At 61.2% G+C, this 20,170-nt stretch carries 18 protein-coding genes; 8 read left to right on the top strand and 10 right to left on the bottom strand.

Annotation, left to right across the window (positions count from 1 at the left end; all coding sequences use genetic code 11):
* Window position 1: 1 nt before the first annotated feature.
* From pcaH to pcaR, 6 genes are all read right to left on the bottom strand, one after another.
* Window positions 2-706 carry a protocatechuate 3,4-dioxygenase subunit beta gene (gene pcaH, locus CER19_RS23475; RefSeq protein WP_019817832.1) on the bottom strand — a complete coding sequence of 235 codons (705 nt, stop codon included), beginning with the start codon at window positions 704-706 and terminating at the stop codon, window positions 2-4.
* Between the two features lie 21 nt (window positions 707-727).
* Window positions 728-1,930, bottom strand: coding sequence for a 3-oxoadipyl-CoA thiolase (gene pcaF, locus CER19_RS23470; RefSeq protein ID WP_178088122.1), 1,203 nt, complete (start codon window positions 1,928-1,930; stop codon window positions 728-730).
* Window positions 1,927-2,706 (bottom strand): CoA-transferase subunit beta, encoded by a 780-nt coding sequence (locus CER19_RS23465; protein ID WP_034125965.1) that lies wholly within the window; start codon window positions 2,704-2,706, stop codon window positions 1,927-1,929. The genes pcaF and CER19_RS23465 overlap by 4 nt, the downstream gene beginning before the upstream one ends.
* The gene (locus CER19_RS23460) at window positions 2,706-3,563 is read right to left on the bottom strand and encodes a CoA transferase subunit A (RefSeq protein WP_014717292.1); all 858 of its coding nucleotides are present in this window, start codon (window positions 3,561-3,563) and stop codon (window positions 2,706-2,708) included. The genes CER19_RS23465 and CER19_RS23460 overlap by 1 nt, the downstream gene beginning before the upstream one ends.
* 394 nt (window positions 3,564-3,957) lie before the next feature.
* Window positions 3,958-5,298, bottom strand: coding sequence for an MFS transporter (locus tag CER19_RS23455; RefSeq protein WP_116668159.1), 1,341 nt, complete (start codon window positions 5,296-5,298; stop codon window positions 3,958-3,960).
* 147 nt (window positions 5,299-5,445) lie between these two features.
* Window positions 5,446-6,288, bottom strand: coding sequence for a pca regulon transcriptional regulator PcaR (gene pcaR / locus CER19_RS23450; protein WP_003189296.1), 843 nt, complete (start codon window positions 6,286-6,288; stop codon window positions 5,446-5,448).
* A gap of 541 nt (window positions 6,289-6,829) precedes the next feature.
* Here pcaR and CER19_RS23445 point away from each other — a divergent pair.
* Both CER19_RS23445 and CER19_RS23440 read left to right on the top strand, forming a co-directional pair.
* Window positions 6,830-7,030 carry a hypothetical protein gene (locus tag CER19_RS23445; protein WP_116668158.1) on the top strand — a complete coding sequence of 67 codons (201 nt, stop codon included), beginning with the start codon at window positions 6,830-6,832 and terminating at the stop codon, window positions 7,028-7,030.
* A 332-nt stretch (window positions 7,031-7,362) separates the two neighbouring features.
* Window positions 7,363-8,838, top strand: coding sequence for an inorganic phosphate transporter (locus CER19_RS23440; RefSeq protein ID WP_003189291.1), 1,476 nt, complete (start codon window positions 7,363-7,365; stop codon window positions 8,836-8,838).
* Window positions 8,839-9,068: 230 nt separating this feature from the next.
* Here CER19_RS23440 and ccoM read toward each other — a convergent pair whose 3' ends face one another.
* Both ccoM and CER19_RS28845 read right to left on the bottom strand, forming a co-directional pair.
* Window positions 9,069-9,185: a cytochrome c oxidase subunit CcoM gene (ccoM, locus tag CER19_RS29315; protein WP_019817835.1), complete on the bottom strand. Its 117-nt coding sequence runs from the start codon at window positions 9,183-9,185 to the stop codon at window positions 9,069-9,071.
* 143 nt (window positions 9,186-9,328) lie between these two features.
* Entirely contained in the window at window positions 9,329-9,490 is a 162-nt protein-coding gene (locus tag CER19_RS28845; protein WP_165861666.1) for a hypothetical protein, read from the bottom strand.
* A gap of 133 nt (window positions 9,491-9,623) precedes the next feature.
* Here CER19_RS28845 and CER19_RS23435 point away from each other — a divergent pair, with 133 nt between their 5' ends.
* The 3 genes from CER19_RS23435 to CER19_RS23425 all read left to right on the top strand — a co-directional run bounded on the left by CER19_RS23435 (window position 9,624) and on the right by CER19_RS23425 (window position 12,236).
* Window positions 9,624-10,496 carry a LysR substrate-binding domain-containing protein gene (locus CER19_RS23435; RefSeq protein WP_116668157.1) on the top strand — a complete coding sequence of 291 codons (873 nt, stop codon included), beginning with the start codon at window positions 9,624-9,626 and terminating at the stop codon, window positions 10,494-10,496.
* 91 nt (window positions 10,497-10,587) lie between these two features.
* Window positions 10,588-11,058 carry a RidA family protein gene (locus CER19_RS23430; RefSeq protein WP_116668156.1) on the top strand — a complete coding sequence of 157 codons (471 nt, stop codon included), beginning with the start codon at window positions 10,588-10,590 and terminating at the stop codon, window positions 11,056-11,058.
* On the top strand, window positions 11,055-12,236 hold the full coding sequence (locus tag CER19_RS23425) for an aminotransferase class V-fold PLP-dependent enzyme (protein WP_116668155.1): 1,182 nt from the start codon (window positions 11,055-11,057) through the stop codon (window positions 12,234-12,236). The genes CER19_RS23430 and CER19_RS23425 overlap by 4 nt, the downstream gene beginning before the upstream one ends.
* Here CER19_RS23425 and CER19_RS23420 read toward each other — a convergent pair.
* Window positions 12,233-12,574, bottom strand: coding sequence for an aspartate-semialdehyde dehydrogenase (locus CER19_RS23420; protein WP_116668154.1), 342 nt, complete (start codon window positions 12,572-12,574; stop codon window positions 12,233-12,235). The two genes, CER19_RS23425 and CER19_RS23420, sit on opposite strands and share 4 nt — an antisense overlap.
* A 219-nt stretch (window positions 12,575-12,793) precedes the next feature.
* On the opposite strand from CER19_RS23420, the gene rapA reads away from it, so the two are divergent.
* Entirely contained in the window at window positions 12,794-15,640 is a 2,847-nt protein-coding gene (rapA, locus tag CER19_RS23415) for an RNA polymerase-associated protein RapA (protein WP_032895680.1), read from the top strand.
* Between the two features lie 159 nt (window positions 15,641-15,799).
* Here rapA and CER19_RS23410 read toward each other — a convergent pair whose 3' ends face one another.
* The gene (locus tag CER19_RS23410; RefSeq protein WP_116668153.1) at window positions 15,800-17,146 is read right to left on the bottom strand and encodes an MFS transporter; all 1,347 of its coding nucleotides are present in this window, start codon (window positions 17,144-17,146) and stop codon (window positions 15,800-15,802) included.
* Between the two features lie 253 nt (window positions 17,147-17,399).
* Here CER19_RS23410 and CER19_RS23400 point away from each other — a divergent pair, with 253 nt between their 5' ends.
* Window positions 17,400-17,768: a YkgJ family cysteine cluster protein gene (locus CER19_RS23400; protein WP_116668152.1), complete on the top strand. Its 369-nt coding sequence runs from the start codon at window positions 17,400-17,402 to the stop codon at window positions 17,766-17,768.
* 139 nt (window positions 17,769-17,907) lie between these two features.
* A complete protein-coding gene (locus CER19_RS23395) occupies window positions 17,908-20,169 on the top strand; it encodes a bifunctional diguanylate cyclase/phosphodiesterase (protein ID WP_116668151.1) in 2,262 nt (753 codons plus the stop codon).
* The last annotated feature ends 1 nt before the right edge of the window (window position 20,170 follow it).

The raw sequence follows: 20,170 nt of genomic DNA, 5'->3' as shown, positions 1-20,170 counted from the left end.
CTCATTTCTCCATCGGCGTGGCGTCGCGGCCGCGCAGGACGATGTCCCAGCGGTAGCCGAGGGCATAGGAAGGAATGGTTTTTTCCAGGTCGAAGCTAGCGATCAAACGTTGCTTGGCACTGGTATCCGGCACGCAGTTGTAGATCGGGTCGTATTCCAGCAACGGGTCACCCGGGAAATACATTTGCGTCACCAAGCGCGTCAGCACGCTGGGGCCAAACAGCGAAAAGTGGATATGCGCCGGGCGCCAGGCGTTGTGGTGGTTGCCCCACGGGTAGGCGCCGGGCTTGATGGTCTGGAACTGGTACCAGCCGTCGGCGTCGGTGACGGTGCGCCCGGTGCCGGTGAAGTTCGGGTCCAGGGGTGCATCGTGCAGGTCGCGCTTGTGGTTGTAGCGGCCGGCGGCATTGGCCTGCCAGATCTCCACGAGAATGCCCGGCACTGGCAATCCGTTTTCGTCCAGCACACGGCCATGAATGATGATGCGCTCGCCTTGCGGCTCGCCCTCATGCTGGGCTGTCAGGTCGTTGTCCTTCTCATTGATACGTTCGGCGCCGATGGTCGGGCCGGTGATTTCCGACAAGGAATGGGGCAGAAACACCAAAGGCTGGGACGGCGAACGCAGGTTCGTCGACTGGTAGGCCGGGTGCAGGTAATCAGGTTGAGTGCCCGCTTGCGGGCGCCGGTAACCGGGCTTGTCACTCATGGAGCAATCCTCTTTTATTGATCAGACGCGTTCAATCGCCAGGGCCAAGCCTTGGCCGACGCCCACACACATGGTCGCCAGGCCTTTGCGGCCGCCGGTTTTTTCCAATTGGTGCAGGGCCGTCAGTACCAACCGCGCACCACTCATCCCCAAGGGGTGGCCGAGGGCAATGGCGCCGCCGTTCGGGTTGACCTGCGGCGCATCGTCAGCAATACCCAGCTCGCGCAGCACCGCCAGGCCTTGGCTGGCGAAGGCTTCGTTGAGTTCGATCACATCAAAGTCGGTGACCGCCAACCCCAGGCGCTCCACCAGTTTGCGCACCGCTGGCACCGGGCCGATGCCCATCACCCGCGGGGCGACACCGGCGCTGGCCATGCCCAGTACTCGGGCGCGGGCGGTGAGGCCGTGTTGCTTGACGGCCTCGGCGCTGGCAAGGATCAGCGCGGCGGCGCCATCGTTGACGCCCGAGGCATTGCCAGCGGTGACGGTCTTGTCCGCGCCGTTGACCGGCTTGAGCTTGGCCAGGGCTTCCAACGTGGTGTCCCGTGGATGTTCATCGTGTTCCACCAGGGTTTCGCCTTTTTTATGGGCGACCCGCACCGGAACGATTTCCTCGGCGAAGAAACCGGCGGCCTGGGCCGCGGCGGTGCGTTGCTGGCTACGCAGGGCGAAAGCGTCCTGGTCGGCACGGGAAACCTGGTAGTCATCGGCCACGTTATCGGCGGTCTGCGGCATGGCATCCACGCCGTACTGGGCCTTCATCAGCGGGTTGATAAAGCGCCAGCCAATGGTGGTGTCTTCCAACTTCATGTTGCGCGAGAACGCCGCGTCGGCCTTGCCCATCACAAACGGAGCGCGGGACATCGACTCGACGCCACCGGCAATCGCCAACTCCATTTCACCGCTGGCAATCGCACGAAACGCGGTGCCGATGGCATCCATGCCCGAGGCACACAGGCGGTTGAGGGTCACACCCGGGATACTTTCCGGCAGCCCCGCCAGCAGCAACGCCATGCGTGCCACGTTGCGGTTGTCTTCACCGGCCTGGTTGGCGCAGCCGAGGAAGACTTCGTCTACGGCGCTCCAGTCCACCGACGGGTTGCGCTCGATCAACGCCTTGATCGGCAGTGCCGCCAGGTCGTCGGCACGCACCGTGGACAGGCCACCGCCAAAACGGCCGATAGGCGTGCGAATGGCATCACAGATAAAAACCTCGCGCATCAGGCTTCTCCCGGTGCTTGGCCATGGGCGGCGGCGGTGCGTGCTTCGAGGTCACGCAGGGCGGTCAGTTCGGTCTCGGTGGGTTCAGCGGTGGTGCTCACCTGGTCGGCAAAGCGAATTGCCCAGCCGGTGGCGGCGATCACTTGCTCACGGGTCACGCCGGGGTGCAGCGCAGTAACCACGAATTCATGGCTGCCCTCCTCCGGTTCCATGATGCACAGGTCGGTAATGATGCCCACCGGGCCGGCGCCGGGCAGGCCCAGACGCTTGCGTGAGTCGCCACCTTCTCCGTGACCGACGGAAGTGATGAAGTCCAGTTTGTCCACAAACGAACGCGACGACTGTTTCAGGATGATCAGCACGCTCTTGGCCGAACCTGCGATCTCCGGCGCGCCACCGGCGCCCGGTAAACGTACTTTAGGCTGGTGATAATCACCGACCACGGTGGTGTTGATATTGCCGAAACGGTCCACCTGAGCCGCGCCGAGAAAACCCACATCAATGCGCCCGCCCTGCAGCCAGTAGCGAAAGATCTCACCGGTGGGCACCACGGTGTCGGCCGTCTCGGCCAACTCGCCGTCACCGATGGACAACGGCAACACGCTGGGCTTGGCCCCAATCGGGCCCGACTCGTAGATCAGCACCACATCCGGTGAGGACGTCAGGCGCGCCAGGTTGGCCGCCTTCGATGGCAGGCCGATGCCGACGAAGCACACCGAGCCGTTCTTGAGGCGGCGTGCGGCGGCGACGGTCATCATTTCATTGGTGGAATAAGCCATTACTTAGCCTCCTGCGCGGCGGCCAGCTTGGCCTGGAATTCACTGAAGTCGGCAGTGCCGTGAATATATTCGTCGATCCAGGCGGTAAAGGTCCCGCGGTCGCGGGCAATCGGGTCCCACGCCTGGTAGAAGCGGTTATCCCGCTCGTTGTATCCGTGCGCGTAGGAAGGATGGGCACCACCGGGTACGTGACATACCGCCGTCAGCGCCCAGGTCGGCAGCACACAGCTGTTCATCGGCGCATTCAGGTCGTCGACGATTTCCTCGACGGTGACGATGCAGCGCTTGGCCGCCAGGGCCGCTTCCTTTTGCACCCCCAGAATGCCCCAGAGCAGCACGTTGCCTTTGCGATCGGCTTTCTGCGCGTGAATCACGGTGATGTCCGGACGCACCGATGGCACCGCCGCCAGCACTTCACCCGTGAAGGGGCAGGTGACGGTCTTGATCAGCGGGTTGACCTTGGGCAAGTCGGAACCGGCGTAGGCACGCAACACGGCGAACGGCAGGCCGGAGGCACCGGCAACGTAGGCATTGGCCAGGTCGGCGTGGCTGTGCTCTTCGATCTCCAGCGCTTGCGGCCATTGTTTCTCTACCGCGTCGCGCAGCCGATGCAGGGAACCCACGCCCGGGTTGCCGCCCCAGGAGAAAATCAACTTGCGCGCACAGCCGGCACCGATCAACTGGTCGTAGATCAGGTCAGGCGTCATGCGCACCAGTGTCAGGTCTTTCTTGCCCTGACGAATGATTTCATGGCCTGCGGCCGTAGGGATCAGGTGGGTGAAGCCTTCGAGGGCGACAGTATCGCCGTCGTTCACGAAGCGCTTGACCGCATCACGCAGGGTGAGGATTTCAGCCATGGGGTTGGGCTCCCGGTGTTGATCGAAAAAGGCGCTGAGGTGGCGCCGAAGTGCTTGAAGATTAAGCCGGGGAAATGGGCCGAACAATCCGATAATCGACTGAGTGTTCGATTATCGAACCGATTGTTGCCTAGCTAATCTTCCAATGTGGGAGCTGGCTTGCCTGCGATGGCGGCCCGATAACCGACACATGCTCACCTGACACCCCGCGATCAAACTGTGGGAGCGGGCTTGCTCGCGAAGGCGGTGTGTCAGTCACTGCATCTGTCACTGCAAGACCGCTTTCGCAGGCAAGCCAGCTCCCACATTTTATCTTCGCTGCCTTGAGCATTGCGTTCGCTTAACGGACTGGCATTGGGGCTTGCCCCCCCACATGTTCAAACTGTACCGGGGCTCAGGTCGCATCGGCATGGCTGACCATGCCCTTGATCACCACCGCTGCCGTGGCCAAGGCCGCCGGAATCACCAGCGCCGTCAGCACCTGCTCGAAGTTCCAGCCCAGGCCCAGCAAGGTCGCGCCCATCCACGCCCCCAGGATCGCGCCGAAGCGGCCGATGCCGAGCATCCACGACACCCCGGTGGCACGGCCCTGGGTGGGGTAGAAACGCGCCGCCAGAGACGGCATCGCCGATTGCGCACCGTTGACGCACATCCCGGCGACCAGCACCAGGGTGGCCAACAGCGTAATGTTGCCCAGGCTCTGCCCCACCGCGTAGGCAAACACCCCGGCCAGCAGATAGAAAGTGCCGATCACTTTGTGCGGGTTGAACCGGTCCATCGCCCAGCCCACGCCCACCGCGCTCAAGACCCCGCCAAACTGGAACAGCGCGCCGATAAACGCGGCCTGCTCCATGCTCGCGCCACTGTCGCGCATCAAGGTGGGGAGCCAACTGGTCAGCAGGTAAACAATCACCAGGCCCATGAAGTACGTGAGCCACAACAGCAAGGTGCCAGCGCTGTAGGTGCCCGAGAAGATCACCGCGAACACATTGCGGGCCTTGACGGTTTTTTGCTCCGGTACGCTGAAGTGAGTGGCCTGGGCAACGATGTGTGGCTCGATAGGGGCCAGTGTCTTGCGCACCTTGTCGGTGCCGCGATTGCGTACCACCAGGTAGCGGGCAGACTCCGGTAGCCAAACCAACAGCACCACCGCCAGGATCAACGGCAGGATGCCGCCGATCAGCAACAGGCTGTGCCAGCCGAAGGCCGGGATCAGCTTGGCCGAAATAAACCCACCACCGGCCATGCCGAGGTTGAAGCCACAGAACATGCTGGTCACCAACAAGGACTTATGCCGCTCGGGGGTGTATTCAGACAGCAAGGTAGTAGCGTTCGGCATGCCGGCGCCCAGGCCCAGGCCGGTGAGAAAGCGCAGCACCAGCAACTGGTCGACATTGGTGCTGTAGGCCGACGCCAGGCTGAACGCACCAAACACCAACACCGCGCCCACCAGCACGACTTTGCGGCCAAAGCGGTCGGCCAGCGGGCCAGAACCGAGTGCGCCAAACACCATGCCGATCAACGCGGCGCTCATCACCGGGCCGAGGCTGGCGCGGTCAATGCCCCAGTCCTGAGACAGCGCGGGTGCGATAAAGCCCATCGCGGCGGTGTCGAGGCCGTCGAGGAACACAATCAGGAAACACAGGATCACCACGCGCCACTGATAGCGCGAGAGTGGCTGGGCGTTGATAAAGGACTGTACGTCCAGGGTGGTACCGACAGAAGGCTGATTCATTATTTTTATTCCACACCGATGGCGGGCTGACAACCTGAGGTCGTCATTCTTGTAGGGGGCAGCTCCTCAGAGCGCTGCCGCACATTAATAAGCCAAGGGAAACACCGTCAATCGAGCCAGCCGGGATCTGTGCGGTCACCGAACAGCTTAGGCAAACAGTTGCGCACTCAGCTCACGGCTGGCGCTGAGCATGCTCGGTAGAAAGCGTTGCTCCAACTCGCTGCGGCTGACCCGACCGGCGTGGGTGCTCACATTCAGCGCGGCCAACACCTGGCCGGACGCGTCATACACCGGCACCGCGATGGAACGCAGGCCCTGTTCCAGTTCCTGGTCGACAATGCACCAGCCCTGCTGACGCACCTGTTGCAGGCATTCGAATAACGCTTGCGGCGTGGTCAGAGTGCGGCTGGTCTTGGTTTGCAGGTCGGCATGGTCGAGGTAGTCCTGCAGCGAGGCGTCGTCGAGGGCAGCCAGCAGAATGCGGCCCATGGACGTGCAATACGCAGGCAAGCGCCCACCCACCGACAGGTCGACCGAGATCAGCCGCTGGGTGGTGGCGGAACGGGCGATATAAAGAATGTCGTCGCCTTCCAGGGTGGCCATGTTGCAGGCTTCATGCAGCTGCTCGCTCATGCGGTCCAGGTAAGGCTGGGCCGAGACGGCCAGCGGTGTGGACGACAGATAGGCATGACCGAGGGTCAGCACCTTGGGCAACAGCGAGTAGGTGCGCCCATCCGTGGTGGCGTAGCCGAGCTTGATCAAGGTATGCAGGCAACGGCGTACGGCGGCGCGGGGAATTTCCGTGCGATGGCTGATCTGGGCGATGGTCAGGTGACGCTTGCGCTCCTGGAATGCCTGCACCACGGCCAAGCCACGGGCCAGGGACGTCATGAAATCAGGATCACCGGTGAATGCCTGGATGCGCTTGGCCGGTGAAGCCACGATCGGCGGCGCCACTGATGCAAAGGAGTTGCGCAATTGATCGTTCATTTCAAGGGGCCTTCTCTTGTTATCACCACGGGAGGGTTGGCGGCTATTACAAGCCGTGCCGGTCGCCCTGCACAAGTCAGCGCCGGCAACATTGGGCGATTATCGGACGACCATGCGATTATCGCAATTTGGCCGGCGCTGACGCAGATCTCGCGGCCATGGTTTCAGATTTGCCTGATGCATCTATAAAGCATGGGCATTTACCCTGCCAGGATGATGACGGTGTTCACAAATACCGACGCCAGCATGTAACAAACCTCTGACACATCGTTGACGCTTTTTAACTTCATGATGATAGTGTTATTCAAATGCGCCGCTATAATGCAACCTGTGCAGAGGTCAGCCCGGTATGTATCGGGAATGGAGCTCACCGGGCGTTGCCGGCTGTATGCAGGGCCGGACACAAGTACTCGCTTAAAAGAACTGCTCTCAGGCCTACTTACCCACTTGAACGATTTATTGTTCTATTTGGATTCGCCCGAGCACGACTTTCAGGCATGACGCTGCGCAATCAATAAACTCAACTCAATTAGGTAATACTGTGACGAAAGATGAACTGCGCGCGGAACTTGAGCGCCAGGAGCAACGTTACAAGGATGTCTACGGCGGGGGAGTCACCACCCACGCCGCGCAACCCGAGCCGGAACGCAAGCCATGGCGTAAACGCGCCAGCCTGCTGGACCAGGCATTTGCCCAGGAAATCCAAAAGATCGAGCAGGAGCTCAAGACCGAGGAGCCATAAGCGCTTCGGTTCGAGCCTTAAGGGTCGTGCTGTCTCTGCCGGTGAAGTACTGGCAGAGGGCACCTGCTTTAGCGTCCGCTGGTCAGCAACCTACAGCCACCCACGAAATTTCATACAAATGTTTCAGGCATGGCATTTTCATGACTAAAGCCCGCCTTCTGCGGTCTGCGCTTTATAAATCAAAGACTTGCCAAAGCCCCGAAAACCCTGGGATGCGTGCGTCTTGCCGCGTTTTTTTCCAGGAAGATTGTTACCGATGAGCAGCTAATGCATCGATTACTGATGTTTTCTGGCATAATCGCGCCCCCTTACGACCGGGTCAGAAAACCTTCATGATCGATTTATTCAGCGGACTGGATGCTTGGGTTCTAGTGAGCCTGTTGCTCGCCCTGGCCTTTGTCCTCGCCTTCGAGTTCATCAATGGCTTTCATGACACCGCTAACGCGGTGGCCACAGTCATCTATACCAAAGCCATGCCGCCACACCTGGCCGTGTTCTTCTCCGGGGTGTTCAATTTCCTCGGCGTATTGCTCGGTGGTGTCGGTGTCGCCTACGCCATCGTGCACTTGCTGCCGGTGGAGTTGCTGATCAATGTGAACACCGGCCACGGCTTGGCAATGGTCTTCTCGTTGTTGGCGGCGGCGATCACCTGGAACCTGGGCACCTGGTACTTCGGTATCCCCGCCTCCAGCTCCCACACCCTGATCGGCTCGATCCTCGGTGTCGGCCTGGCCAACGCGTTGATCAACGACATCCCCCTGGCTGACGGTGTGAACTGGCAGAAGGCAGTGGATATCGGCGCCTCCCTGGTGTTCTCGCCGATGGCGGGCTTTCTGGTCGCCGCTCTGGTACTGATCGGCCTGAAGTGGTGGCGTCCGCTGTCGAAGATGCACAAGACCCCGGACCAGCGCCGCAAGCTTGACGACAAGAAGCACCCGCCGTTCTGGAACCGCCTGGTCCTGGTGATTTCGGCCATGGCTGTGAGCTTCGTGCACGGCTCCAACGATGGCCAGAAAGGCATCGGCCTGATCATGCTGGTCCTGATCGGTATCGTGCCGGCACAGTTCGTATTGGACCTGGGCAGCACCACTTACCAGATCGAACGTACCCGCGACGCCACCCTGCACCTTAACCAGTTCTACCAGCGCAACCACGAGACCCTCGGTGAGTTCCTGGCCCTGGGCAAAAGCGTGAAGGATGACCTGCCGGGCAAGTTCCGCTGCAACCCGCAGCAGACCGAACCGACGATCAACGCGCTGCTGGGCACCCTCAAGGGCGTCTCGGACTACCACTCGCTGACGGCCGACCACCGCATCGAGGTACGTCGCTACCTGCTCTGCCTGGATGACACCGCGAAAAAGGTCGGCAAGCTGCCAGGCCTGGACTCCCGTGAGAAATCCGACCTCGACAAGCTGCGCAAAGACCTGACTGCCACCACCGAGTACGCCCCGTTCTGGGTGATCCTCGCGGTCGCACTGGCCCTGGGCCTGGGCACCATGGTGGGCTGGAAGCGCGTGGTACTGACCATCGGTGAAAAGATCGGCAAGCAAGGCATGACCTATGCCCAGGGCATGTCGGCGCAAATCACCACGGCCACCATGATCGGTTTCGCCAACATCTTCGCCCTGCCAGTGTCCACCACCCACGTCCTGTCTTCTGGCGTGGCGGGCACCATGGTTGCCAACAAAAGCGGCCTGCAAGGTGGCACCGTCAAGACCATCCTGATGGCCTGGGTATTGACCTTGCCAGCGACCGTAGGCCTCTCGGCCGGGTTGTTCTGGTTGGCGTCCAAGGCTTTGGGCAACTGATAGCCTGCCGGCAATAAAAAAGGTGCGATCCGCGAGGGTCGCACCTTTTTTTATGATCGTTCCCACGCTCTGCGTGGGAATGCCGCCGCGTACGCTCCGCGTCCCACTGGCGCACGGGTGACGCGGAGCGTCACGGGATGCGTTCCCACGCGGAGCGTGGGAACGATCCAAAAAAAAGGGCGACCGAAGTCGCCCAAAATGCCTTGCGTGCTCATGTAACCCGGAAAGACTTAAGGTTTTTTACGCTTGTTCGCGTCTTTCCAGATAAAAAATCCAAACCCTACAAAAAACAGCACCATGAGGCTAACAGTCAGCACTCCGGCAAAAACCACATTATCGAAAAACATGACCGGCCTCCTGCACTTGCCCTGTTGCGATAGGGCTAAGTTAATGGAGAAGGTGCAGTGGGAAATTGACCAGGATCAATGTCGCCCACAACGGGGCGTAAAGAAGGGGAATAACTGACCTGCATCAAAAGATGCAGGGCGTTTCAACGTTTTTTCGGTTTGTTCTTCGACTTCTTCTTGGGCTTGCCCAAGGGCATGGCGTGTTCAAAGGCTTGGCGCACTTCATTCAGGCGCTTGTCATTAAGGTCGTGAACGCGCTTGGCACGTTCGGCGTTCAGGTCGATCAGCTTGTCGTCATCACTCATGGCTTGGCTTACGTCGTGGCGAGAATGCCTCAATAATGCGGCCTGCCCCGCCCGACGGCAATTAAGCGGGCGACAAAATGCAGGCCATCGACCAAAATCGGCACTTTCTACCCTGCCCAGGAGGCGCATCCAGGTGGCCTTGCACAACGACCTTCCACCGCTGCTGGCCCTGCGCGCCTTCGAGGCCGTGGCGCGGCACTTGAGTTTTATCAAGGCGGCGAACGAGTTGTCGGTGACCCAAAGTGCGCTGAGCCACCAGGTACATAAGCTCGAACACCACCTGGGCAAACCGTTGTTTATCCGGCGAACCCGTGCGATTGACCTGACGTTGGCCGGGCAAGATTACTACGCGCAAATACGCCCTGCCCTGGACGCCATCGCCGCTGCAACACGCAGCCAGCGGGGCGTGCCCAGCGCCAGTGTGTTGCGTATCGGCTTGCTGGCGTCCTTTGCCACGTTGTGGCTGGCGCCGCGCCTGGCCGAGTTTCTACAGCGCTACCCGCATATCCAGGTGGAGTTGCTGCCCGCAATTCAATTGGCCAACGTCGCCACGGCCGAAGTTGACCTGGCCATCCGCTACGGCAAGGGCGACTGGCCCGACGTGCTCGCCACACGCCTGATGACCGAAACCCTGTCACCGGTATGCAGCCCCGCGTTCAAGGCCAGACAGGTCGCCACAGGCCCGTTGTTGATGGCGACCTCGCACCGCCCTTTCGAGTGGACCGATTGGTCCGCCCATTACCAGATCAACCTCGATCGCCACCCCCGCGTGATGTTGCATGACTACAACATCGTGGTCGAAGCGAGCGTGGCCGGCCAGGGTATCGCCATGGGCCGCCATCGCCTGATTGAACGCAGGCTCCAGGACGGCAGCCTGGTGGAGGCCTTTGACTGGCCGCCCTATCACAGCGACATCGGCTATTGGCTGATCGCCCCCCAGGGTCCACTCAGTGAAGCGGCTGAATGCTTCAGTCAGTGGTTGAAGCAAGCGTGCGCCGACGGGTGAGTTTTTTCGATACGTCGGTTGAGATCTATCCGTTTGTCGCCCCTCGCCACCGCCAACATGCTGGAACCTTCTGACACCAGAGGATTTCACCATGACCGACTCCATCCGCCAGCGCGTACACGCCCTCGGCCTGACACTGCCTACACCCAGCCAACCCGCGGCCAACTACATCAATCATGTGCCCTGCCACCCCCAGCTGTTCATCTCGGGGCAAATTCCCATGATCGATGGTAAACCCGCCTACATTGGCCGGCTGGGCGATTCTCTCAGCGATGAAGATGGCGCCCAAGCGGCGGAATTGGCGGCGCTGGGCCTGCTGGGGCAATTAAGCGATGCGCTGGGCGATGACCTGTCGCGGGTGGTGCGCATCCTGCGCCTGGGCGTGTTCATTGCCAGCAGCGCCGACTTCCAGCGCCAAAGCCTGGTCGCCAATGGCGCTTCGAACCTGCTGGTCAACGCCCTCGGCGACAAGGGTCGACACGTGCGCACCGCCGTAGGGGTCTGCAGTTTGCCGGCTGGCGTCGCCGTGGAGGGGGACGCCATTTTCGAGCTGCAGCCATGAGCCCGCTGCAAGTGCAGCACTTGCGAGAAGCCACGCCCGGTTGCCAGTCCGGCATCGTGCACTTCAATCATGCTGGAGCCTCCTTGCCCAGCCAGGCGACGCTCGACGCCATCATCGAACAGCTGCAGCGCGAAGCCCGCGACGGCCCGATGGAGGCCGGAGAACAGGGTGCCGTCTTAGTGGAAAAGGCCCCCCGCGCCGCCGGGCAACGGCTCAAGGCGCCCGCCTCAGCGATTGCCTTCGCCAGCAGTGGCTCGACGGCCTGGAGCATGGCCTTCCAGGCGCTGGGGCCATGGCAGCCGGGCGATCGAATTCTAGTGGGGCGCCACGAATGGGGCGGTAACCTGGCGAGCATGGAACTGGCCGTTCAAGCCGGGGCACGGGTGGAGGTCATCCCCTGCGATGCCTGCGGCGCGGTCTGCCCGGTGGCGTTGGAGGCGATGCTGGATGCCAAGGTGAAGCTGATCGACCTCACCTGGCTGCCGGCCAACGGGGGTTTGATCAACCCGGCCCAGGCCATCGGCGATGTGGCCAGGCGGCATGCCATCCCCTACTTCATCGACGCGGGCCAAGCCGTCGGCCAGCTGCCGGTGGATGTGCAAGCGTTGCAGTGCGACGTGCTCAAGTCTGCCGGCCGCAAACACCTGCGCGGGCCTCGCGGTACCGCACTGCTGTACATCAGGCCGGATTTCCTTGCGCACCTGAACCCGGCCCAGCGCGACGTGTTTTCAGCGCCCTGGACCGCCGAAGGCTTCGACCTGCGCAACGACGCCCGGCGCTTTGAAACCAGCGAAATGTCTTTCGCCCTGCTGGCCGGCCTGGGCAATGCGTTGCACGAGATCAATCAACTGGGGATTGAGCGGGTATGGCAAAGGGTCTCGCAGACCAGCGCGCGAATCCGCGAAGCACTGCGTCAGATACCGGGAATTACCCTGCATGACTTGGGTAACACGCATTCAGGCTTGATCGCGTTCAACCTGGCCGGCTGGGATAGCTTTGAACTCAAGCAACGCCTGGGCTGCAAACGCATCAACATTGGCGCCAATGGCGTGGCCTACACCCCGCTGGACATGCAAGCACGTGGGTTGACCAGCGTTGCACGCATCTCCGTCAGCCCGCTCAACACCGATGACGAGATTGAGTTACTGGTGAAGGCCCTGCGCGAACTGAACGGTTAAACCTCGATATCCACCCACAGGCCCTGGCGCGGCGCGTCTTCGATCAGCGGCGCCACGGGCACGGTGTTGTCAGCGTTGAGCAAGTCGCCGGGAATCGGCAAATGCTGCTGCGCGTCGTCATCGGCTTCACGCCGGCGTTTCTGCTGCTCCTGCTGGCGACGCTGCTCTTCGCGCAGCAGAAAGGTCGATTGCTCGGCATCGCCTTTTTTCAGGTCGATCGTGCTCTCGTTGGAGCCCGGTTGAACGGGCACCACCGGCGGAATATCCGGCTTCTGGCGTGCCGGGTCGAGTTGCGACGTGACCGGCACAACACTGACGGGCAGCATGGGTGGCAGCATGATAATTATTCTCCTGATCAACAGGCTGTCGGCGGGTGGCAGGGCGACTTGAGCACCCGCGTGCCAAGCTGTGACTCAGTCGACACTCTCAAGTGCCCGCCACCCGTCGATTCAATTTCCGCCTGCCCGTACAAACAGCGTAGTTTTTGTCAGAGTTCTTGGGCGCCGGGCCGTGTTCCGTTAACATAGTCGGCTTTTTCACGGCGGGAGTCAGGCAGCATGGCGCAGCAGTATCAACCGGGGCAACGCTGGATTAGTGACAGCGAAGCAGAGCTGGGGTTAGGCACCGTTCTGGCACAGGACGGCCGCTTGTTGACCGTGCTCTATCCGGCCACTGGCGACACTCGCCAGTATGCGCTACGGAATGCGCCCCTCACTCGCGTGAGGTTTTCGCCGGGTGACACCATCACCCATTTCGAAGGCTGGAAAATGACCGTACAGGAAGTCGACGACGTCGATGGCCTGCTGGTCTACCACGGCCTCAATGGGCAGAACGAGCAGGTCACCCTGCCGGAAACCCAACTGTCCAACTTCATCCAGTTCCGCCTGGCCAGCGACCGTCTGTTCGCCGGGCAGATTGACCCGCTGGCGTGGTTCTCGCTGCGCTACCACACCCTGGAACACACCAGCCGCCAGTTGCAGTCCTCGCTGTGGGGCTTGGGTGGCGTACGCGCCCAACCGATTGCCCACCAACTGCACATCGCTCGCGAAGTCGCTGACCGTATCGCGCCACGCGTGTTGCTGGCGGACGAAGTGGGTTTGGGCAAGACCATCGAAGCAGGCCTGGTGATCCATCGCCAACTGCTCTCGGGCCGCGCCAGCCGCGTACTGATCCTGGTTCCGGAAAACCTGCAGCACCAATGGCTGGTGGAAATGCGCCGCCGCTTCAACCTGCAGGTTGCGCTGTTCGATGAAGAGCGCTTTATCGAAAGCGATGCCACCAACCCGTTCGAAGACACCCAGCTTGCACTCGTTGCGCTGGAATGGCTGGTGGACGACGAGAAGGCCCAGGACGCGCTGTTTGCTGCCGGCTGGGACTTGCTGGTGGTCGACGAAGCCCACCACCTGGTGTGGCACGAAGACAAGGCCAGCGCCGAATACTCGCTGGTCGAACAACTGGCCGAAGTGATTCCTGGCGTGCTGCTGCTGACCGCCACCCCGGAACAACTGGGCCAGGACAGCCATTTTGCGCGCCTGCGCCTGCTGGACCCGAACCGCTTCCACGACCTGCAAGCCTTCCGCGCCGAGAGCGAAAATTATCGCCCGGTGGCCGAAGCCGTGCAGGAGCTGCTGGACAAGGGCCGCCTGTCGCCGACCGCGCACAAGACCATCCAAGGCTTCCTCGGTGACGAAGGTGAAGCCCTGCTCACCGCCGTCAACGATGGCGACACCGAAGCCAGTGCCCGCCTGGTGCGTGAGCTGCTGGACCGCCACGGCACCGGCCGCGTGCTGTTTCGCAACACCCGTGCCGCGGTGCAAGGCTTCCCGGAGCGCAAGCTGCACGCCTACCCGCTGCCGAACCCGGACGAATACCTCGAACTGCCCCTGGGCGAACACGCCGAGCTGTACCCGGAAGTCAGCTTCCAGGCGCAACCGGACATCGAGGAAGAGAACCGCTGGTGGCGCTTCGACCCACGGGTCGAGTGGCTGATCGACCAGTTGAAAATGCTCAAGCGCACCAAGGTCCTGGTGATCTGCGCCCACGCCGAAACCGCCATGGACCTGGAAGACGCCCTGCGTGTGCGCTCCGGCATCCCGGCCACGGTGTTCCACGAGGGCATGAACATCCTCGAGCGTGACCGCGCCGCCGCTTACTTTGCCGATGAAGAATTCGGCGCCCAGGTGCTGATCTGCTCGGAAATCGGCAGTGAAGGCCGCAACTTCCAGTTTTCCCATCACCTGGTGCTGTTCGACCTGCCGTCCCACCCCGACCTGCTGGAACAGCGTATCGGGCGTCTGGACCGGATCGGCCAGAAACACGTGATCGAACTGCACGTGCCGTACTTGGAAACCAGCCCGCAAGAACGCCTGTTCCAGTGGTACCACGAAGCGCTCAATGCCTTCCTCAACACCTGCCCGACCGGCAACGCTTTGCAGCATCAGTTCGGCCCGCGCCTGCTGCCCTTACTGGAAGCCGCCGACGACGGCGAGTGGCAAGCCCTGATCGACGAAGCCCGTGCCGAGCGCGAGCGCCTGGAGCAGGAGCTGCACACCGGTCGTGACCGTTTGCTGGAACTCAATTCCGGCGGCGCCGGCGAAGGCGATGCACTGGTCGAGGACATCCTCGAACAAGACGACCAGTTCGCCCTGCCGATCTATATGGAAACCCTGTTCGACGCGTTCGGCATCGACAGCGAAGACCATTCGGAAAACGCGCTTATCCTCAAGCCCAGCGAAAAAATGCTCGACGCCAGCTTCCCCCTGGGCGACGACGAAGGTGTGACCATCACCTACGACCGTAACCAGGCGCTGTCGCGCGAAGACATGCAATTCATCACCTGGGAGCACCCGATGGTGCAAGGCGGTATGGACCTGGTGCTGTCCGGTTCCATGGGCAACACCGCCGTGGCGCTGATCAAGAACAAGGCGCTCAAGCCAGGCACCGTATTGCTTGAACTGCTGTATGTCAGCGAAGTGGTCGCCCCGCGCTCCCTGCAACTGGGCCGCTACCTACCGCCGGCCGCCTTGCGCTGCCTGCTGGATGCCAACGGCAATGACCTGTCGGGCCGCGTGTCGTTCGTGACCTTGAATGACCAGCTGGAAAGCGTGCCACGGGCCAGCGCGAACAAATTCGTGCAGGCGCAGCGTGACCAACTCACACCGCGCATCAACGCCGGTGAAGAGAAGATCGCCCCGCGTCACGCCGAGCGTGTGGCCGAAGCCAAGCGTCGCCTGGCGGCAGACACCGACGAAGAGCTGGCGCGCCTGACCGCGCTGCAAGCGGTCAACCCGACCGTGCGTGACAGCGAGTTGGTTGCCCTGCGCAACCAGCGCGAGCAAGGCCTGGCCATGCTCGATAAAGCCGCGTTGCGACTGGAAGCGATTCGAGTGTTGGTGGCGGGTTGATAATCCGCTGAACGTAAAAGGCCCGCTTAGTGCGGGCCTTTTTATTCACTTGAGAATACCGGAGCCTGTAATTGCCTCTTCGCGAGCAAGCCCGCTCCCACATTTTGAAATACATTCTCCTGTGGGAGCGGGCTTGCTCGCGAAAGGGTCACCGCGGTCTCACGCCGTTACCGCAGTTGCCGGCACCTCAACCGCACTCAGCCCTTCCTTCATCCGCTTGGCATCCCGCACAAAACTGCGCGAGGCCTGGAACAGAAACAGCATGGTCAAGAACAGCGCCACCGGAATCAGGTACATGGCGTCATGCAAGCCCACCGCTTTATAAGCCTCGGTCATCTGCTGCGCCCCGGCCGCATACATCGCCGAATGGGCAAAGTGATCGGACAGCGCCCCGACCACCACCGGCCCCATGCCACCGCCGAGCAAATACAGCCCAGCAAAGAACAGCGCCATCGCCGTCGCGCGCAAACGCGGTTCGACCACGTCCTGGATCGCGGTATACACACAGGTATAGAAGTTGTAGGCAAACAACCAGCCCACACTGAACAGCGCGACAAACACTCCGATTTCGACGCGCCCGGCATGCAATGCCCAGGCGGTGGTAACCGTGGAGATGATCAAGCTGAATGCGGCAAACAACAATCGGCCGTTGGCGACCCGCTGATGAATCTTGTCGGCAATCCAGCCGCCCAGCGTCAGGCCCACCAACCCGGTCAGGCCGACAATGACGCCCGTCGCGACGGCCGCGTCCTGCAACGGCATGAGGAAATAGCGTTGCAGCATCGGCACCAGGAATGAGTTGCACGCATAGGTGGCAAAGTTAAAGCACAGCCCGGCCAGCACCAGCCACAGGAAGGTCGGCACGGCCAGCACGCGGCGGATCGGGCGGTCAACGCGCTCCTGGGAGACTTGCACGGTTTCCGCCGCGCCGCGCTTGGGTTCTTTTATGTAGAACATGAACACCGCCAGGATCAGCCCCGGCACCGCCGCGATAAAGAAGGGCGCACGCCAGCTGTCGAACGCCTTGACCATCGCGCCGATGGTAAAGAACGCCAGCAACAGGCCCAATGGCAGGCCAAGCATGAAAATCCCCATGGCGCGGGCGCGGCGATGGGCGGGAAAGAGGTCGCCAATCAGCGAATTGGCCGCTGGTGCATAGCTGGCTTCGCCGATGCCAATGCCCATGCGCACCAGCAGGAAGGTCCAGAAACTGCCGACCATGCCGTTAACCGCAGTCAGCCCGCTCCAGGCGAACAAGCCCCAGCCCATCAACTTGCTGCGTGAGCCGGTGTCGGCCAGGCGCCCAAGCGGTAGCCCGGCAATGGCGTAGACGATGGTAAACGCGGTGCCGATGATACCGAGCTGAAAGTCGCTCAAGTGCCATTCCATGCGGATCGGCTCGATGATAATCGCGGGAATGGTGCGGTCAAAGAAATTGAACAGGTTGGCGAGGAACAGCAGGAACAGAATGCGCCAGGCATTCGCCGCTTGGGTCGAGTTCTGCATGGGTCCGTCTCTTTTATTGTTATGAGAGCTGTGATGCCCGGTGCATCCTGCTCAGGTCACTGCAACATAGTCAGGCTGGCGGTGATTGTCTGTAATGATTCGTAAAGCTGATAGGGCATGATTTCACCCAGGCAACGGGGGATTTTGCCCACGAAAATATAAGTGCGTGCCCCTCTTCCCAACGGCCATGGCACGGATAGAATGGCGAGCCTTTCGCAGCACCCTCCTCCTACTTTTCTTATTGATGACGCCCATGTCCGAAGCCAGTCCGTGTCTGAATTGCGGTGCCTGCTGTTCACACTTTCGCGTGTCTTTCTTTTGGGGTGAGTGCGCCTCGTCCGGGGGCACGGTGCCCGATGACCTGGTGGTGCAGATCAACCCCAGCCGCGTGGCGATGATCGGCACCGACCGCAAACCGGCACGGTGCTGCAGCCTTGAAGGTGAAGTCGGACAGGCCACCAGTTGCTCAATTTATGAGCAGCGCTCCAGCGTGTGTCGCGAGTTCGAGGCGTCCTGGAGCCAGGGCGTGCAAAATGCCGATTGCGACGCCGCCCGTGCCGCATTTGGCCTGGCCCCGCTGGAGGCCCCGCACTTCGAACTCGACCTGCCCATCAGCGCTTAGCACCAAACGCTATGGAAGGCATATCAAAATAATTTGAGATCAAAACGCCATTACTCATGGCAAATCTAGAGAGACTTCTATACTCGACCTCATAGGTCATCGCCGCTGGCAGTGACATGGCTCTGTGACGGGATAAGCTATGGAATGGCTGGGGCAGCATTTTTTTACCGACCTTCCAGACAGCGGGCATTTATTGCTCAACTGCAGTCATAACCCGTTTCTGGTGCTGCTGGCGTACCTGGTCGCCTGCGCGGCGGGTTTCGGTACGCTGGACATGGCCGAACGTGTGGGCCATGTCGAAGACCCCACCGCCCGCCGCCATTGGCGCTGGCTGGGTGCGGGTTGCCTGGCAGGCGGCATCTGGTCGACCCACTTCATCAGCATGCTGGCCTTCCAGGCCCCCATCGCCATTCACTACGAATTGTTCATGACGTTCACCTCGCTGCTGATCGCCCTGATCGCCTCGCTGCTCGCCATGCAGACCCTCAGTCATACCCACCTGCGTTTTCATCAGTACCTGCTGGCTTCGGTGTGGATGGGGCTGGGTATCGCGTTGATGCACTACGTGGGCATGTCAGCCATGCGTTCCCAGGCCCAGGTGTACTTCGAAACACGGCTGTTTTTGGCCTCGGTGGCGATTGCCATAGGCGCCAGCCTGGCCGCATTGTTGCTGTCCAGTTACCTGCGCAACGGTGCCGGCGTGTTTCACCAACTGCTCAAATACGCCGCCAGCCTGGTGCTGGGCGCCGGGATCCTGAGCATGCACTTCACCGGCATGGCGGCTATGCAAATGCTGGTGTCCAGCGGCCCGGATCTTTCGTTGCCGGCGGATAACAACCCGATTCAACTGGGCCTTTCGGTCGCGATGATTACCTTGCTGGTGATCGGCAGCAGCGTCAGCGCAGCCCTGGCCGACAAGAAGCTGCAACACAAGGAGCGCGACCTGCGCCGGGTCAACGCGCTGCTCAGCGAACTCGACCAGGCCCGCGCTTCACTGCAACAAGTGGCCCACTTTGACGCGCTGACCAGCCTGCTCAATCGTCGTGGTTTCAATCAGATCTTCGCGGAAAAAGTCGCGGAAAAAACCAGAAGCCAAGGCATGCTGGCGGTGATCTTCCTTGATATAGACCATTTCAAGCGTATCAATGACAGCCTGGGCCATGATGCGGGCGACCAGTTGCTCACGGTGCTCGCCGGGCATATCAAGGGCTCGATACGCAGCCATGAAGATGTAGTGGCACGCTTTGGCGGCGATGAGTTCTGCATCCTGGTCAATATTCATCACCGCGACGAAGCCCGGCACATGGCCCAGCGCATCATGCAGAAGATGAAAGAGCCCATCGAACTGGCCGGCCGACGCATGGTGATGACCACCAGCATCGGTATCAGCCTGTTTCCCGAGGACGGCCACACCTGCGAAGAACTGCTGAAAACCGCCGACCTGGCGCTGTACCAATCCAAGGATGCCGGGCGCAACTGTTTGAACTTCTTCAGTTCCAACCTTAAAACCCGTGCCTTTCTTGAGCTGCAACTGGAAGAAGAACTGCGCGCCGCCTTGCGTACGCGCAGCCAGCTGGTGCTGTTTTATCAACCGATCTTTGACATGAAGCTGGGCAAGGTCACACGCCTGGAAGCCCTGGTGCGCTGGCAGCACCCCCAACACGGGCTGCTGGCCCCGGACCGCTTTATCGGCATCGCCGAAAACAACGGGCTGATCGCCGAACTGGACCACTGGGTATTGCGCCAAGCCTGTCATGACCTGAGCCTGTTGTCTGACCGGGGCTACACCGAGCTGATCATGGCGGTGAACTGCTCGGCGTTGAACCTGGCGCGCGACGAACTGGCCGACGAAATCGAAGACGCCCTGCGCTTCGCCGGCATAGGCACCAACCGCCTGGAACTGGAAGTCACTGAAAACGCGTTGATGGGCAACATCAGCAGCACCCTGGCACTGTTGCGGCAAATTCGCGCCCTGGGTGTGTCACTGGCCATCGATGACTTCGGCACCGGCTATTCGTCGCTGGCTTATCTCAAGCGCTTGCCGCTCAACACTTTGAAGATCGACCGTTCGTTTATCCAGGACATCCCCAAATCCACCGCAGACAGTGAAATTGTCCAGGCGATTATTGGCATGGCCCACACCCTGCACTTGCAGGTGGTCACCGAGGGCGTGGAAACCCAGGCGCAGTTCGAGCTGTTGCTCAAGCATGGCTGCGACTACATCCAGGGCTATCTGCTCAGCCCGGCGGTGCCTTTCGAGGACATCATCGGCGTGATGCAGGGGATTGCCATGCGCAATCCGCTGTATCCGCTCAGCGTGGAGGGCAACGACCCTCCACAGCCAAAAGACCCGGCGCCAGGGCGTATCGGCCCGCCTTCTATTGTCAGGCCGATTCGCTGAG

The organism is Pseudomonas sp. GL93 (assembly GCF_003408955.1).
Classification (GTDB): domain Bacteria; phylum Pseudomonadota; class Gammaproteobacteria; order Pseudomonadales; family Pseudomonadaceae; genus Aquipseudomonas; species Aquipseudomonas paracarnis.
The sequence above is the reverse complement of the archived record's forward strand: the minus strand, read 5'-3'. Positions and strand labels throughout refer to the sequence as shown.